Origin of the sequence: Alcanivorax sediminis (assembly GCF_009601165.1) — a bacterium.
Taxonomy (GTDB): domain Bacteria; phylum Pseudomonadota; class Gammaproteobacteria; order Pseudomonadales; family Alcanivoracaceae; genus Alcanivorax; species Alcanivorax sediminis.
On sequence record NZ_WIRE01000001.1, the window covers coordinates 2,518,541 to 2,534,309 of the forward strand.

At 56.5% G+C, this 15,769-nt stretch carries 16 protein-coding genes; 12 read left to right on the forward strand and 4 right to left on the reverse strand.

The window, feature by feature from the left end; all coding sequences use genetic code 11:
- The first annotated feature begins 76 nt into the window (after positions 1-76).
- The 6 genes from GFN93_RS11445 (at position 77) to modC (ending at position 5,582) form a co-directional block, all read left to right on the forward strand.
- Positions 77-1,612, forward strand: coding sequence for a carboxylesterase/lipase family protein (locus tag GFN93_RS11445; protein WP_153501215.1), 1,536 nt, complete (start codon positions 77-79; stop codon positions 1,610-1,612).
- Between the two features lie 94 nt (positions 1,613-1,706).
- Entirely contained in the window at positions 1,707-2,042 is a 336-nt protein-coding gene (locus GFN93_RS11450; protein WP_153501969.1) for a BolA family protein, read from the forward strand.
- A gap of 71 nt (positions 2,043-2,113) precedes the next feature.
- The gene (trhO, locus tag GFN93_RS11455; protein WP_328594557.1) at positions 2,114-3,079 is read left to right on the forward strand and encodes an oxygen-dependent tRNA uridine(34) hydroxylase TrhO; all 966 of its coding nucleotides are present in this window, start codon (positions 2,114-2,116) and stop codon (positions 3,077-3,079) included.
- Positions 3,080-3,131: 52 nt separating this feature from the next.
- Positions 3,132-3,857 (forward strand): molybdate ABC transporter substrate-binding protein, encoded by a 726-nt coding sequence (gene modA / locus GFN93_RS11460; protein ID WP_153501216.1) that lies wholly within the window; start codon positions 3,132-3,134, stop codon positions 3,855-3,857.
- Positions 3,847-4,530, forward strand: a complete 684-nt coding sequence (modB, locus tag GFN93_RS11465) for a molybdate ABC transporter permease subunit (protein ID WP_153501971.1) — start codon at positions 3,847-3,849, stop codon at positions 4,528-4,530. The genes modA and modB overlap by 11 nt, the downstream gene beginning before the upstream one ends.
- Positions 4,527-5,582, forward strand: a complete 1,056-nt coding sequence (modC, locus tag GFN93_RS11470) for a molybdenum ABC transporter ATP-binding protein (RefSeq protein ID WP_153501217.1) — start codon at positions 4,527-4,529, stop codon at positions 5,580-5,582. The genes modB and modC overlap by 4 nt, the downstream gene beginning before the upstream one ends.
- Before the next feature lie 66 nt (positions 5,583-5,648).
- Here the strand turns inward: modC and GFN93_RS11475 are convergent, their stop codons facing one another.
- Positions 5,649-6,761: a prolipoprotein diacylglyceryl transferase family protein gene (locus GFN93_RS11475; RefSeq protein ID WP_235901806.1), complete on the reverse strand. Its 1,113-nt coding sequence runs from the start codon at positions 6,759-6,761 to the stop codon at positions 5,649-5,651.
- 108 nt (positions 6,762-6,869) lie between these two features.
- Positions 6,870-7,127 carry a hypothetical protein gene (locus tag GFN93_RS11480; protein WP_153501218.1) on the reverse strand — a complete coding sequence of 86 codons (258 nt, stop codon included), beginning with the start codon at positions 7,125-7,127 and terminating at the stop codon, positions 6,870-6,872.
- Positions 7,128-7,304: 177 nt separating this feature from the next.
- Between GFN93_RS11480 and GFN93_RS11485 the strand changes: the two genes are divergently transcribed.
- Both GFN93_RS11485 and GFN93_RS11490 read left to right on the forward strand, forming a co-directional pair.
- Complete coding sequence (locus tag GFN93_RS11485; protein WP_153501219.1) at positions 7,305-8,876, forward strand: GMC family oxidoreductase N-terminal domain-containing protein; 1,572 nt, start codon at positions 7,305-7,307, stop codon at positions 8,874-8,876.
- A 62-nt stretch (positions 8,877-8,938) separates the two neighbouring features.
- A complete protein-coding gene (locus tag GFN93_RS11490; protein WP_153501220.1) occupies positions 8,939-9,517 on the forward strand; it encodes a hypothetical protein in 579 nt (192 codons plus the stop codon).
- Between the two features lie 47 nt (positions 9,518-9,564).
- Here the strand turns inward: GFN93_RS11490 and GFN93_RS11495 are convergent, their stop codons facing one another.
- Both GFN93_RS11495 and GFN93_RS11500 read right to left on the reverse strand, forming a co-directional pair.
- Positions 9,565-10,107, reverse strand: a complete 543-nt coding sequence (locus GFN93_RS11495; RefSeq protein WP_153501221.1) for a YecA/YgfB family protein — start codon at positions 10,105-10,107, stop codon at positions 9,565-9,567.
- A gap of 65 nt (positions 10,108-10,172) precedes the next feature.
- Positions 10,173-11,258 carry a GGDEF domain-containing protein gene (locus GFN93_RS11500; protein WP_328594558.1) on the reverse strand — a complete coding sequence of 362 codons (1,086 nt, stop codon included), beginning with the start codon at positions 11,256-11,258 and terminating at the stop codon, positions 10,173-10,175.
- A gap of 213 nt (positions 11,259-11,471) precedes the next feature.
- Between GFN93_RS11500 and GFN93_RS11505 the strand changes: the two genes are divergently transcribed.
- From GFN93_RS11505 to ttcA, 4 genes are all read left to right on the forward strand, one after another.
- On the forward strand, positions 11,472-12,566 hold the full coding sequence (locus tag GFN93_RS11505; RefSeq protein WP_153501222.1) for an acyl-CoA dehydrogenase family protein: 1,095 nt from the start codon (positions 11,472-11,474) through the stop codon (positions 12,564-12,566).
- A gap of 10 nt (positions 12,567-12,576) precedes the next feature.
- Positions 12,577-13,773, forward strand: a complete 1,197-nt coding sequence (locus tag GFN93_RS11510; RefSeq protein ID WP_153501223.1) for an acyl-CoA dehydrogenase family protein — start codon at positions 12,577-12,579, stop codon at positions 13,771-13,773.
- Between the two features lie 153 nt (positions 13,774-13,926).
- The gene (locus tag GFN93_RS11515) at positions 13,927-14,724 is read left to right on the forward strand and encodes an SDR family oxidoreductase (RefSeq protein ID WP_153501224.1); all 798 of its coding nucleotides are present in this window, start codon (positions 13,927-13,929) and stop codon (positions 14,722-14,724) included.
- Entirely contained in the window at positions 14,724-15,578 is an 855-nt protein-coding gene (gene ttcA, locus GFN93_RS11520; protein ID WP_153501225.1) for a tRNA 2-thiocytidine(32) synthetase TtcA, read from the forward strand. Before GFN93_RS11515 ends, ttcA begins: the two co-directional genes overlap by 1 nt.
- Positions 15,579-15,769: the final 191 nt, after the last annotated feature.

A 15,769-nucleotide genomic window follows, 5' to 3' on the forward strand; every position in this document is an offset into this window, starting at 1 on the left:
ATGAAACATGAGTGAGATTCAGTTACGAATCAGTAACAAAGACGTGATGTCTTGGCCATTATTGAAGGGAAAACCTATGACTGCAGTGATACGCCAGGGGCAGTATCAGGGCCTGAACCACAAAGGCGTGATCGAATACCGCGGGATTCCCTTTGCGCTGCCGCCGGTGGGAGAGCGTCGTTTCAAGTCGCCAGCCCGCTTGCCTGAAAGCACGGCACAGTTCAGTGCTGACCAGTTCCCACTGGCCTCTCTCCAGATGAACAACCCCATCATGGGGGTCAACGAATCCAGCCAGGACTGCCTGTATCTGAATATCTGGCGCCCGCAGGGCGAGGGCCCTTTCCCGGTCATGGTCTGGTTTCATGGTGGTGGTTACCTGTCGGGTTCCATCTCCCAGGTGCTCTACAATGGTGCCGAGCTTGCGCGCACACAGAATGTGGTCGTTGTGAATGCCGCATACCGGCTTGGGGCCCTGGGCTTTGCTGATTTCACTGCGCTCGCTCCGGAGCTGGATGCAGTGACCAATGCGGGCCTGCGCGATCAGGTGGCGGCGCTGGAATGGGTTAAAGAGAATATCGAGGCCTTTGCTGGTGATCCTCTTGCCGTCACCATCTTTGGTGAATCAGCGGGTGGCTTCAGTGTCTGCTCCCTGCTTGCCTGTCCGGCGGCGTCTGAATTGTTCCATGCTGCCATTGTCCAGTCAGGGGCGGCAGATTTTGCGCTGTTACCTTCCGAGGCCAGCAAAGTCGCTGAAGCCATGGTGGCTGCCATCCCAGGGGAGGGCGGTGCGGCCGAACGTATTGAGCGTTGCTCCGACAGGGACTGGATCAAGGCGCAAAGTGCTGCGGTGAAAGTGCTGGTTAACCGGGGGCTGCGCGACACAACACCACAATTTGCCATGAATTTTTTGCCGGTAGTCGATGGCGACTTTCTGCCAGAACTACCGATCAATGCGATTGCAAAAGGCTCCGCCAGGGACAAGCGACTGCTCGCGGGTGTGTGCCAGGATGAATATCACTTCTTTCAATATGGAGGGGTGCTGGCTGGCAAGACGAGCATGGCGGCATTACGTGAAATTGACGACGCCGAGCTACTGCGTCGGTTCGAACGCGGTGTACCCGGTCATGGTCAAGAGGCGGACCAGTATTACCGAAATACGGTGACTCCGGATGAGCGCCGCTGCGATCTCGACCGGCTATCTGCCATGGAATCGGACCGGCTTTTCAGGGTGCCGACCTTGCGCCTGCTTGATGCACAGTCCATGCAGAATAAAGCTTGTTGGGGCTTTCAGTTTACCTGGCCAAGTGCGCCCTTCGGAGTGCCGCTAGGGGCCTGCCATGTGGTGGATATCCCGTTTGTCTTTGGCGTCACGGATACTCCTGCGGGCCTTTACTTCACGGGTGGCGGGGACGAGGCCAAAGCCTTGTCCGGTGAGGTAATGCGGGTCTGGGGGCAGTTTGCCCACGGCACAGAACCGGACTGGCCTCGCTGGCAGGAGGCACGGCAAGTAAAGCAGTTTGGCCCCGGCGATCCGTTGGCGCCTCTGCTGGATGGCGAGGGTGAGGCTCTCTGGGAACGTATCATTCCTGTGCCCGGCGTATCCGCTGGGTGACATTCCTCCGCTCGACCAAAAGGCGTAGAATATGCGCCCCGCCAGCGATGGCGGGGCGTTGTCTTTAGTGGTTTATTCGATCCAGGGTGAGAGCATGGCGGTAGCAGAACAGATTGAACACAAGATCCGGGATGCAGTTCCTGTAGCCTACCTGTCTCTGGAGAACGAGAGTTACAAGCACAGCGTGCCGCCCAACTCAGAAACCCATTTCAAGCTGGTGCTGGTGTCTGACGTTTTCAGCGGGATGATGCCGGTTCGCCGACACCAGATGCTATATCAGCTGCTCGCTGATGAGCTGGCAGGCCCGATCCATGCCCTGGCATTGCATACCCACACGGTAGACGAGTGGAAAGCACAAGGAGGGCAAGTGGCGGATTCCCCGAATTGCATGGGGGGTAGCAAGAACGACCCTCAGTCTGGTCAGGACTGAACTTCAGCTTTGGAACCTGAGTCGCAGCGATCTCGACCCGCATTGTGTGTATTTTTCATCGGAGTTAGTCAGTGAGTAATCGTCATTCTGTAGAAACGGCCAGCAGCATTGTGGTGGCAGCCCTGTACAAATTTGCCAGGCTGGACGATTACGAAACGCTGCGCGAGCCTCTACTGGACCTGATGATGGAACAGGATGTTCGCGGTACCCTGCTACTGGCCAGCGAAGGTGTCAACGGGACCATTTCCGGGCCACGTAGCGGCATCAACAGGGTGCTCGACTGGCTGCGAAGCGACATCCGCCTTGCTGACCTGGAGCACAAGGAATCCTTCCATGATGAGCATCCTTTTTTGCGTACCAAGGTGAAGCTCAAGAAGGAGATCGTCACCATGGGGGTTGAGGGCATTGATCCCAACCGTACCGTGGGCACCTACCTGACTCCAGAAGAGTGGAACGAGGTGATCAGTGATCCGGAAACGATCCTGATTGATACCCGCAATGATTACGAAGTGGAAGTAGGCACCTTCAAGGGCGCAATCAATCCCCATACCCGCACGTTCCGTGAATTCCCGGCTTATGTGAAAGAGACACTGGATCCCGCCAAGCACAAGAAAGTAGCCATGTTCTGCACCGGTGGTATTCGCTGTGAAAAATCCACCGCCTACCTGAAAGAGCAGGGTTTTGATGAGGTTTACCACCTCAAGGGCGGCATTCTCAAATACCTGGAAGAAACCCCAAGGGAGAACTCGCTTTGGGAGGGCGAATGTTTCGTCTTTGATGAGCGGGTGACGGTGGATCACGATCTCAACCCGGGTGAGTACGATCAGTGCCATGCCTGCCGTCGGCCGATCAGTGAGCAGGATCAGGAGTCCGAACTGTTTCAGTTAGGGGTGTCTTGCCCGCACTGCTATGACGAATCCAGTCCGGAACAGAAAGCGCGCTTTGCTGAGCGGCAGAAGCAAATTGAGCTGGCACGTTCCCGGGGCCAGGCCCACCGTGGTCAGAACCCGCGCGTAAGCGAAAACGGAAACGACTGACAGCCTAAGGAAGCTCACCTAGACTGGGCGTGGCTGTTCACGTGAGGTTCCAATGCGTTATATCTTTTTGCTGTTGCTGACTTGTCTGACATCGACGGTGTCGGCAGCGCGTATTCAGATTGCGGTTGCGGCCAACTTTGCCCAGCCTCTGCGTGATATCGTTGAGCGCTATCAGGAAATGCATCCTGAAGCGGATATTGCCCTGACCATCGCCTCCACAGGCAAACTGGCCGCCCAGATTCGTCAGGGGGCACCCTATGACCTCTTTCTGGCTGCAGATGCACGACGCCCTCGTGAATTGGCCGAAGAGGACATCGGCATGACCGACAGCGTGAGAAGTTATGCGCGCGGTCTGTTGGTGTTGTGGTCACCAGAAAAAGATCTTGAATTAAGTACGGCGTCCTTGAAGAGCGGTGAGGTTCAACCTATTGCCTTGGCGAATCCGCGCACGGCGCCGTACGGACTCGCGGCCAAACACGTCCTTCACGAACTTGAAATTCCTGATAGCGTACAACTGGTTCACGCCGAGAATGTCGGCCAGAGCTATCACTTCGCCCATAGTGGCGCAGCGGCGGCAGCGTTTGTGGCTTATAGCCAGGTACGTGAGCTGAGTGGCTCGCTGTGGCAGATACCCGAAGACAGCTATCCAGCAATCATTCAGCAGGGCATCCAGCTCTCGGAAACCCCGGCGGTATCGGATTTCTATGCTTTCCTGCTGAGCAAAAAAGGTCAGGAAATTATTATCAGTCATGGTTATCAGGTGGCTGATGCTCAGTAATGGAGACTGGCTGGCATTATGGGTAAGTATCCAGCTTGCCCTGACCACGGTGGTCGTTCTGCTTGTGCTGTGTACCCCTCTGGCCTGGGTGCTGGCACGTCGTCGCTGGCCAGGGCAGGCACTGGTCGAGGCGGTATTGGCGCTACCACTGGTTCTGCCTCCCTCTGTTCTGGGCTTCTATCTGCTGTTGCTGCTGGGGCCTGACGGGCCTGGTGGCTGGCTGGCAGGACTGTCTGGGCTGCGTTCACTGGCGTTCAGCTTTCCGGGATTGGTCATTGGCTCGGTTATCTACTCTCTACCCTTCGTGCTTCAACCTCTGAAAAATGCGTTCGCCTCGCTTGACGAGGATCAGCTGGCCATGGCCTCTGTGTGCGGGGCAGGTCCCCGGGATCGTTTTATCTCGGTGGTATTGCCTCAGGCGCGACTGGGTTACCTCAGTGCTGCAATGCTGGGCTTCGCACATACTCTGGGTGAGTTCGGTGTGGTGCTGATGATCGGGGGAAGCTTGCCAGGAGAAACCCGGGTTGCCTCTGTTGCGCTCTATGAACATGTCGAAGCGGGGGACTATGCCAATGCTCATCGCCTGGCTTTGGTCCTGCTGGTGGTTTCCGTGGTCATGCTGTGGGCGCTGTTTCGCTGGCAGCGGCGCCGTGCGTCAGGAGGCTGGCTATGACGCTCGACTTCGCCATCAGAGGGCAAGCAGGAGCCTTGCAGATTGAGGTTGCAGGAACGCTTCCGGTCAAAGGGGTGACTGTCCTGTTCGGTGCTTCCGGCGCAGGGAAGAGCACCTTGCTGAGGATGTTGGCTGGTTTGCACCGCTGTGACGGGACCATTCGTTTTGGCGATCAACAGTGGCTGGATGACGGCGGGATACCCTCATTGCCGGTTTGGCAGCGCCCCCTGGGGATGCTGATGCAGCAACCGACGCTGTTTCGTCACCTGACGGTACAGGGGAATCTGGACTACGTGCTGAAGCGGCGCGGCAAGGGCGCTGATATGAAGGCCATCGTGCACGAGACCCGCATCGCGCATCTGCTGGACCGTGAGGTGCATACGCTTTCCGGCGGTGAGGCGCAGCGCGTGGCACTGGCCAGGGCGCTAGCAGGAAAGCCTGCGTTTTTACTGCTTGATGAGCCCCTTTCCGCAGTGGATCTGTCCCATCGCGAAAGCCTGCTCGCCATGATCAAGCACATCGCGGCCAACATTCCGGTTCTTTATGTCACTCACAGCCTGGATGAAATGCTGCTGTTGGCTGATCAAGTTTGGCTAATGGAGCAGGGGAGAGTGACGTCTCAGTTGCCGGTGACAACGGCGCTTGCCTCGCTGGATGGCCCGTTGGCCAAGCGCAGCGATGCCTCATCATTGTTACAGGGAAACTGTGCACATTTTGATGCAGATGACCACCTGCAGGAGGTTCGTGTTGGTGATCTCGGTTTTCTGGTCCCGGTTTCCACTGCGTTGCCAACGGGGGAGTGTGTGCGACTACGTATCGCCGCCCGGGATGTGAGCCTGTGCCGAGTCCTGCCCGATCAATCCAGTATCCTCAATGTGCTGCCGGCCAGCGTGATTGAAGTCACCCCGGTTGCGGCCGGGCAGCATCTGGTGAAACTGTCTATTCAGGGTCAGTTTCTGTTGTCACGCCTTTCCTCGCGCTCGGTTCGTGATTTGAATATCAAGGCGGGCGAGTCTGTGTATGCCCAGGTTAAAGCGGTGGCGCTGGTTTAGTTGAGGGGCTCGGCGAACCTCGCAGTGAGTCAGCCGCGTGAGGAATGCCTTCGAACTTGTGCTCTGTCACAACGAGGGATTGCCTGCCGTGCCACCTTCATGCCGTTCGCAACCCGCCTGACTTCGCCAATCGTCGGCCAAGCCGAATCTCAATTCGCCGGTAGTGATGGTGCTGGTGCCGGAAAAGAAGAACATGATGAGGGTAACCAGCTGCAGGCTAAGAATGACACCCGGCGTCCAGAGGGCTTTAAGGCCTTGTTGGAGGCTGGGCAGCAAATCGGCATGAGCGGGCATGATCAGGCTAATCGCTATACCGTACAGTGCTGCAAGCAAGGCCATGAATTGATAGGCCGAAAACACTTTGCTGCCGCCACGATAGTCTGCGCGAAGCGTTTCCGACCAGGCGCGCCATAACTGACTGCCGATGAGTGCCAATGAGAAGGACAGACCGAATTCACCACGGAAATACAGGGCAGCACAGAGTAACGCCAATGCCGTGTACACCACGCAGGTCATCGCCTGAATCGGAATAACACGTACTGATTCCATTTCCCCTGCGAAGGCGATTTTTTTGGTTTTGCCAATAAATACATGGTGTACGGTGGCAAACCAGGCTTTCGCCCAACGGGGGGATTGCGCCAGTGCTCTGCCATAGCAGCAGCCAAAGCTGATGCAGGCAAGGCGACCGATTCCTTCACCGATAACATAGGCAATCGCCATGGCCGCCAGCATGGGCAGGATGGGCAGCGTGACCTGCCAATATCGCTGTGCAAGGAGGTCAGCAACCCATAGCAACAGCGGTGCGACCATGATCCCGACAAAGCTGGCGCCACCGACAGTGAAACCGTGACGATTCTTCTCCACCACCGTGGCAATGATTTTCGCTGCGGGAAGGCACAGCGACAGCACCCCGAGTGTGAGCAATAACGATGTAGCCAATGGAATCTGCACAGAGGCTGTCAGCAAAATAAAAGTGGCAACGCCAGCTCCCCCCGCCAGACCGGTGAAGATGCCATAGAAGGTCAGGTTAAGGCCTTGCCATGAGCCATCGCTATTCTTGCGTAGAGGAAGGGAAGCCACGAATTGCCATCGCTCCCGGGGCAGATGACGAAAAAGAAAGCGAAAGCTGAGCGCAAACAGTATCGCGCAAGCAAGCAGGAAGATGTCGGCAGCCATCATCGAACCTCCGTGGGTGATTAATAACCATGGTGGTATTGGCGAGATGCGATGGGGTGACAATCTGATGAAGTTGTGATGACCGGAGCAGTCAAAGTCGGTCGTGATTGATTAATCTCTATTGCGCAGAAAGCTCTCTGCTGCCTGAACAATCAGCTCGGTCACTGAACGGTCTTCCATCAGCGCCTGCATTTTCAGACGTTTGTGCAGGTCGGCAGGGATGTCCGCGGTAAGTCGACGATAACCCTCGCGCGCAGCTCCCTGGCGTGGTGATTTTTTCGCCGATGTTTTTTCGGTGACAGCCTGACTACCGCCGCGTTTACGAGGGCGTTGCTGTTCTTCAACGGTGACAAAGTCGATTTGTTCCATGATGCGGGGCTGATACAACGGCAGGGATTCGATTAAATACCAAGAAAAAACAAGCCGCGAAGGGTACTGGAAAGTCGGCCAAATAGACAGGATTGCCGACAGATTTTATAGTGCAATTCGATGATTAGAAGCGCCGGCCAGTCATCGAGCCGGCAACAATAAAAATCTGGGGAAATCATGGAAAAAGTGGATGTCCTTGTGATTGGCAGTGGCTTTGGCGGCTCCGTCATGGCATGTCGACTCGCAGAGAAGGGAAGCAAGGTGATTGTTCTGGAGCGTGGCCGTCGCTGGCTGCCGTCTGATTATCCCTCCGTCAGCCAGAAAAACTGGTTATGGGATGAAGGAGAGCCAGAAAAACAGAATGGCTGGATCGATTTCCGTTACTTCGGGGATATGAGCGTTGCCATGGGCGCAGGGGTCGGCGGTGGTTCACTGATCTACGCCAATGTGAGCATTGAGGCGACCCCGGAAACGTTTGATGCCGGCTGGCCTGAAGCCATCAGCTACCAGACGTTGAAGCCTCATTACGATGCAGCCGGTGTGATGATGAACGTGCAGACCCTGCCGGACAATCAATGGACACCGCGAACCAAACTGATGAAGGAAGCGGCAGAAGCGCTGGGTGATGGCCATCGTTTCCGCATGGTGGACCAGGCCGTAACTTTCAATCCGGATTGGTCCAGTGACATGGATGCCGATCCCTATGATTACAAGCACAGCAAGAGCTGGGTAAATGCTCAGGGCAAGCAGCAGGGGACCTGTACCCACTGTGGAAACTGCGACCTGGGCTGTCCCGTGCAGGCCAAGAACACCCTGGATCTGAATTATCTGGCGGCTGCGGAAACCGCAGGGGCCGAGATTCGCCCCCTGCATCACGTTCGCACCATCTTGCCGCTGGCGGGAGGCGGCTATGAAGTGCGGGCACGTGACCTGGATGGCCAGTGCTGGCAGGTATTTCGAGCCGATAAAGTGATAGTGGCGGCAGGCTCGGTGGGTTCTACCGAGCTGTTGTTGCGCTGTCGGGATCAATACCGAACCTTGCCCAAGCTCAGCTCGCGCCTGGGTGATAACTGGACCTGTAATGGTGATTTCGCCACCCCGGCCAGTTATGAAGACCGGCTGATTTCCCCGACTCGTGGGCCTACCATCTCCAGTGCCATTGATTATCTGGATGGCAGCGACGGTGGTGCGCGGTATTTCGTTGAGGATGGCGGTATTCCAGACGTGTTGGGGAACTGGCTGGAGGGCATGGGCAAGAGCTCCATCATAGCGCGCACCCGGCTCGGCGACGCCATGCTTCGCTACGGCGACAAAAGTGACCCGTTTGCCAACATCATGCCCTGGTTTGGTCAGGCCATGGATGAGCCCGGTGGTCGCTTTTATCTCGGCAGGCGCTGGTATTGGCCCTGGAAGAAAACCACACTGAAGCTGGATTGGGACTACCGCAAGGCGGAAAAGGCGGTGCAGGGTCTCGCCGATCGTCACCTGGCACTGACCAAGGCCACCGGCGGTGATCCCACCACGCCTGCGACCTGGTCGTTGTTCAAGGACCTGGTTACTCCGCATCCGCTAGGTGGCTGCAACATGGCCGATACCGTTGAACAGGGTGTTGTGGATTACCGCGGCGAAGTGTTCAACTATCCCAATCTGTTCGTGATTGATGGTGCCATGGTGCCGAAGTCTCTTGGGCTGAATCCTTCACGGACCATTTTGGCCCTGGCGGAATTTTCGGCCAGCCAAATGAGTTAACATTAATAACAGTACTGTGTCCGGGGGCTCGCCCCGGCGCAGATCAGATAAAGGAATCCGTGATGAGCGATGCGCGTTTCCATGTTGTGTTTGCCGGTCAGCTGGTGAAAGGGGCTGACCCGGACACCGTCAAGGCGAACCTGGGGCGGCTGTTCAAGATGGATGCTGCCCGCGTTGAAAAGTTGTTCTCGGGGCAGCCCGTTGTACTGAAGAAGGATGCCGATCAGGCGACGGCCATGAAGTTCCGGGCGGCACTCAAGCAGGCCGGAGCGGAGTGTGTTCTCAAGCCGCTTGAGGGTGAGATGGCAGAGTCGGCAGCCGAACCGGTTGCGGCAAAGCCAGAGGAGCAAGTGGCTTCATCGCCGGGAAGCGCTTCCGCTGCACCAGCCCAGGAGCAAAGCACTGGCGATCTGGAAACCGTGGGTACTATTCGTACGGGGGGTACCGGGTTTTCCGGTGCCTTCAGTGTGGCGGATGTGGGGGAGGATATGGATAACAGCGAGCATGCTCCCCCTCCGCCAGCTCCGGACGTCAGTCATCTTTCCATGGCTGGGGTTGGGGAAGATCTGGGGCAGAAAAAGAAGCAGGAAGACATCAAAGTACCAGATATCAGTCACCTGTCCCTCAGCCCGGATAACTGAATCATTCCCTGATTGTCTTACCATGGCAGGACAATCAGGGCAGTAGGCTATTCGGCGTCGTCGCTGGATTCCGGGCCGTGGTACAGCAGGAAGAACTCCTCCAGCAGATCAGGGATGCTCAACGCCATCTGGCGAACTACCTGAGTGTTTTCCCAAATAGCATCCAGCGCTTCATCATCGTCCAGCCCAGAGATCAGAATAAAGGGCAGCATCAACTCTACCGTTTGCTCTTCCTTTTCCTCGTACCAGCTCTCTTCATGTTCAAACACCCCGCTCATGAAGCCGGCACACCAGCTGGCAAGATCCTGACCATCCTCTTCCTGGTAAGGATCCAGCAGACAGGGCAAGTTAATCGCATCGCCCGCGAGCAGCTGGGTGACCAGCCGTTGACGAAGCTTTTCAAGTGCCGTGGCGACCTCTTCGGGAACGTCGAGCTCCAGCATTTCAGCATAATTCACGTCTGACGCCGGGCCCACGGCCAGTGCACAAAGCAGGCCGTGGATTTCAGTCCAGGTAGGCGCTTCTTCGCCGAGAGAGTTGAAGTGGTTGCGCACTGTGTTTTTCAGACTGGGATTGGTGATTTCCGACATGGGGCCCTCCAGCGGGCAAACGTAACGGCTGATGGTCGGCAGGGTACTGGTTCCGAAGACGTCCGTCAGCCCTTCACCACGCAATTTCTTCCATTGGCCTTGGCCTGATACAGCGCCTGATCGGCACGGCGGGAGAAATCCTGGACGGTTTCGTTGTGCTGATACTGAACAATACCGGCGGAGAAGGTATTGCGCAGTTCGTCAGCAAAGGGGTATTTCTGCGCGGCGAATTCTTCACGCAGCCTGTCCAGAGCCGAGACACAGGCGATGGTAGAAACATGGGGAAACAGCACCACAAATTCTTCGCCCCCATATCGGGCGAGGATATCGGAGCGGCGCAGCCCAATGCTGGCAATAGCACTGAACCGCCGAATGACTTCATCGCCAGCAGGGTGTCCGTAGGTATCGTTGACTTGTTTGAAATGGTCCAGATCGATAATGGCAAGATGCAGGCTGGAGCCACTGCGCGAAGCCAGTGACATTTCCTCTTCAAGTCGCCCCATGAAATAGCGCCGGTTATACAGACCCGTCAAATCATCACGAATGGCAATGGCGGCAAGCCGGTCATGGGCCTCCCTCAGATGCTCGCGCTGCTCCCGCACACGACTTTGCAAATTATGGATATAGCCCCCCACATAAACGAAAGAACCGAGTACCAGGGCAAGAATGAACCAGTGACCAAGCTGATAGGAAAAAATCACCTGCTGTGGGACCAGCATACCTTCACCGATTAGCAGCAGGCTGAAGCAGGATTGAATGAAGATTGCCATTCGCAGTAACTGGCGCCGATCCAGAGATATCACCCCAAACGTCATGATCATCAAGTAGATGCTCAACATGGCGCCGCGAAGCTCGCGGGAGTAATACAACACCGCAGTAACGGCCAGGATCCCGGTGATCATCTGCAGCACAGTAAGGCTCGGGTCCTTGAATCGTTCACTGAGGCCTGTACGCAGCAAGATGTAAAAGACCACATTCACGCAAAACAGCAAGGTGAAAATGGTGATATGTGGGGTGGCAGGGTCAAAAGCAGTGAGTTCCACACCCACAAAAGTGCCAAACCAGAGCAGGCAATAGGAATAGATCGCCATCAACTGTCGTCGGATGCGTACAGCGCGGTCTGGCGGGTCCTCAGGAATCAGGGTAAACACGAATGCCTATCTGCCTTGGTCGTTATTGTGGTGTGGCGTTTTGATTCTACCTTATCGGCTTTAGTTAATTCAGTCACGGTTATGGGGGTGACAGGGTGTATAGATTTGTGCACGATAAGGCAGCTTTCAAACAGATGTTTGATTGGTTGTGCCGCTTAAGACTTGAGTGATCACGGTTCGCCGCAGGGCGACATCTTTCAGCAAGAGGAAGCCATGTCCACAGACCTTTTTGATCTCACGCTTAATGAAGAGCAGAGAATCACCCGCGAAAACATGCAGCGTTTTGTCAGGGGCTCGCTGGCCCCGGCAGCTCGTCAGGCTGACGACAGCGCCTGCCTGCCTGTTGAACTGGTATCCGCCATTCATGATTTTGGTCTGTCATTGATGCCGGTACCGGAGGCGCTGGGGGGCGTAGGCTTGCCACGCTCACCTCTTTCCAACGCACTTGCCGCTGAAGACCTCGCCAGTGGCGATATGTCCGTGACGCTGGCAGCACTTCAGCCCATGGCAGCGGTCAACGCCTTGATGGACTTCGGGAGTGAGGAGCAGCAGGAGCAATGGCTTCCCGACCTGGCTGCTGAGCAATGGCAGGGGGCCGCCGTCGCTCTGGTCGAGCCCCGGGCTACTTTTGAGCCGTCTGAGCTGCAGACGCGAGCTGAACAATCCGGCGGTCAGATCCTGCTTTCTGGTACCAAGAGCCTGGTGCCTGCGGGACAATCTTGCCGGTGGTTTCTGGTGATTGCCGACACAGCGAACGGTCCAGGGGCATTCATCGTACCGTCGGATACACAGGGGCTCACCATCTCACCTGAAGCAACCATGGGTTTGAGAAGCGCGGAGCTAAGTACCCTCGTGCTGGATCAGGTGAGCGTGCCTGCCGAACACCAGTTACCCAACTTTGATCTTCAGCGGCTACTGGCGCTCTCGTGGATCGGCCAGTGCGCCCTGGCGGTAGGCTGCTGCCAGGCGGTGCTGGATTACGCCATCCCTTATGTGAAAGAGCGAAAAGCGTTTGGCGAGCCCATCGCCTGGCGCCAATCCGTGGCGTTCATGGTGGCGGATATGGCAATCGAGATTGAGGGTATGCGCTTGATGATGCTGAGAGCCGCCAGCAGGGCAGAGCAGGGCCTCTCTTTCTATCGCGAAGCGTATCTGGCCCAGTTGCAGTGTATGGAGAAAGCCATGGCTATTGGCACTAATGGCGTGCAGTTGTTTGGTGGGGCCGGTTTTGTTCGCGATTACCCCCTGGAAATGTGGTACCGCAATCTGCGCAGCATCGCTGTGTTACATGGCAGCCTGATGGTTTAAGGAGAGCACGATGATCAATCTGGAACTTCCTCAGAAGCTGGTGCAGGTCCAGCAGATGGCTCAGCAACTGGCCAGCGGTGTATTTCGGCCAATCTCGCGCAAGTACGACGCCATTGAGCATTGTGAAACACCTGAAGAACTCAAACCGGTCGCTCAGATGATGGCCTCCATGGGACGTGGCCCCAAGGGTAAGGCTGATGCCTCCGATGAGATCCGCAACGGCGCCAACATGATGGGCATCATGGGGGTTGAAGCCATGTGCTGGGGGGACGTTGGCTTGATGCTGTCCATTCCGGGTAGTGGCCTTGGCAATGCCGCAGTGATGGCCGTGGGTACCCCTGAGCAAAAAGAAAAGTACGGCAAGCTCTACTGTGCCATGGCGATTACTGAGCCGGGTGCAGGCTCAGATTCTGCTGCCATCAGTACTTCCGCTCGCCTTGATGGCAACGAATGGGTATTGAACGGCGAAAAAATCTACTGCACCGGCGGCCAGCGCTGCGATGCAGTTGTGGTGTGGGCCACCCTGGACAAGAAAATGGGCAAAGCCGCCATCAAGTCATTTATCGTGCCCCGCGATAACCCCGGGATGTCCCTGGTACGTGTGGAGGACAAAATGGGCTTGCGGGTCTCTGATACTGCGGCGCTTTCGTTGAATGAATGTCGTATTCCCAAGGACCACATCCTCGGTTCCGCCGACATCGCCGACAGTGAGGAGGCACGCAAGAAGGCTTTTGGCGGCGTGATGCAGACGTTCGACAATACCCGCCCACAGGTGGCGGCCATGGCGCTAGGCGTGGCTCGAGCTGCGCTCGAAATAACGAAAGAAATATATGAAAAAGAGGGAGTTGTGGCTGACTTCTCGAAACTTCCTTATAATTCCTCTGCCCGTGAACTGGAGCTGTACCGGCTTGAGGCGGATCTCGAAGCGGCGCGCCTGATGACCCTCAAGGCTGCCTGGATGGCGGACAATGGCCAGCCTAATTCCAGGGAGGCATCCATGTGCAAGGCCAAGGCTGGCCGGATGGGCAATGAGGTGACACTCAAGTGCGTGGCCCTGTGTGGTGAACTTGGTTACTCCGAGCGCACACTTCTGGAAAAGCTCGCCCGGGATTCCAAGATTATCGATATCTTTGAGGGTACCCAGCAGATCCAGCAACTCATTGTGGCCAGACACCTGCTCGGCCTCTCCTCGAAAGAGCTGAAATAAGCGCATTTCCCCATCTGAGCGTGCCTGCTTGCGACCAGCGCTTGCAGGTAGGCTCTCTCAGGGCGGCTGTTCCTGCGGTTGATGCAGTAACCCTTTGATTTTAACGCTCTCGCCATTACTCTCTGCGGTACCTTCACGCATGGAGACTTTCGCATGTCCAAGAGTCTGGCTGGTAACGTGGTCTGGATCACCGGCGCATCATCAGGCATCGGCGAAGCCGTTGCTAAATCCTTTGCCCGTCGCGGGGCAAGGCTGGTGCTTTCTGCACGTCGCGAGGCAGAACTGAGCCGTGTCCGGGAAGGGCTGGTGAACGCTGAAGATCATCTGATCTTGCCGCTGGACCTCAGTGACAGCGATGCCATGCCGGCTGCAGTTGAAGCTGTACGATCCAGATTCGGCCAGCTTGATCTGGTCATCCACAACGGTGGCATTTCCCAGCGGTCTCTGGTCGCGGATACTGACCTGTCTGTGGATCGGCGCATCATGGAGGTCAATTTCTTTGGCACCGTGGCCCTGACCAAGGCCGTGCTCCCCTGGTTTCGCGAAAATCGGGCGGGGCGTTTCGTGGTGGTTACTTCCCTGGTGGGTGAGCTGCCTACACCGCTACGTAGCGCATACAGTGCCAGCAAGCATGCCCTCCATGGTTTCTTTGAGTCGCTGCGAGCGGAAGAATATGACAATGGCATCCGTGTAACCCTGGTCATGCCTGGCTTCATTCGTACCCAGGTATCTTTGAATGCGTTGACCGGAGATGGTTCTGCCCAGGGCCGCATGGATGATGCGCAGGAGGCGGGCATGTCAGCGGATGAATGTGCTGAACGGTTGCTCAAGGCCGTGCAGCAGGGCAGCGATCAGGTTATTATCGCCGGCCGTGAAAAGGCCGCTGTTTACCTGAAGCGCTGGTGGCCTGCACTGTACCGCCGATTGATCCGCAAAATGAAGGTCACCTGATGTCCGACAGCCCGGAAGCCAAAAAGACAACCCGCTTCAACAAGCTGCAGAAAAAGCTGCGGCGGGAAGTGGGGCGAGCCATTGCCGACTTCAACATGATCAGCGAGGGCGACAAGGTCATGGTGTGCCTGTCAGGCGGTAAGGACTCCTACACCATGCTGGAGATCCTGCGGAACCTGCAGCACTCCGCGCCCGTGAACTTCGAGCTGGTGGCGGTCAACCTGGATCAGAAGCAGCCGGGCTTCCCTGAGCACATCCTGCCTGAATACCTGGAAAAGGAAGGGGTGGCGTACCACATTCTGGAGAAGGACACCTATTCCATCGTCAAGGAGAAGGTGCCGGAGGGTAAAACCACCTGTGGCCTGTGTTCGCGTCTGCGCCGGGGCAGCTTATATGGTTTCGCGGAAGAGATTGGTGCTACCAAGATCGCGCTTGGTCACCACCGGGATGATATTGTCGAAACGCTTTTTCTGAATATGTTCTATGGCGGCAAGATGAAGGCCATGCCCCCGAAACTGCGCAGTGATGACAACCGCAATATCGTCATCCGTCCGCTAGCGTATTGCCGCGAGAAGGATATTATCGAGTTCTCCGGGTTCAAGGACTTTCCCATCATTCCCTGCAACCTGTGCGGCTCACAGGAGAACCTGCAGCGTCAGGTGATCAAGGAAATGCTGCAGAAATGGGACCGTGAACAGCCAGGCCGTATCGAGAATATCTTCGCTGCAGTGCAGAATATTGCCCCCTCCCAGCTGGCGGATACCCGTCTCTTTGATTTCGAAAATCTTGAGCAGGGCCAGCAGCGTGGTGCGGAGAACGCACACAGGCTTGATGTGGTCAATCTATTCGGTTGATCAAAAACCACACAGTCACGCTAATTTTTGTCACTAAACATGATTCGCTGCGGCGTTTCGGCTAGAATAGCCACCGTTTTTTTCGCGAGTGGCCTGTCTGGGCCGTCTTGCTGCAGTCGCACTTCCCGGGTTTGCTGTGGTTAACCGGCCTGCTTAGCCTTGCAGGCCGGACAAACCGGTTTTTTGCCGGT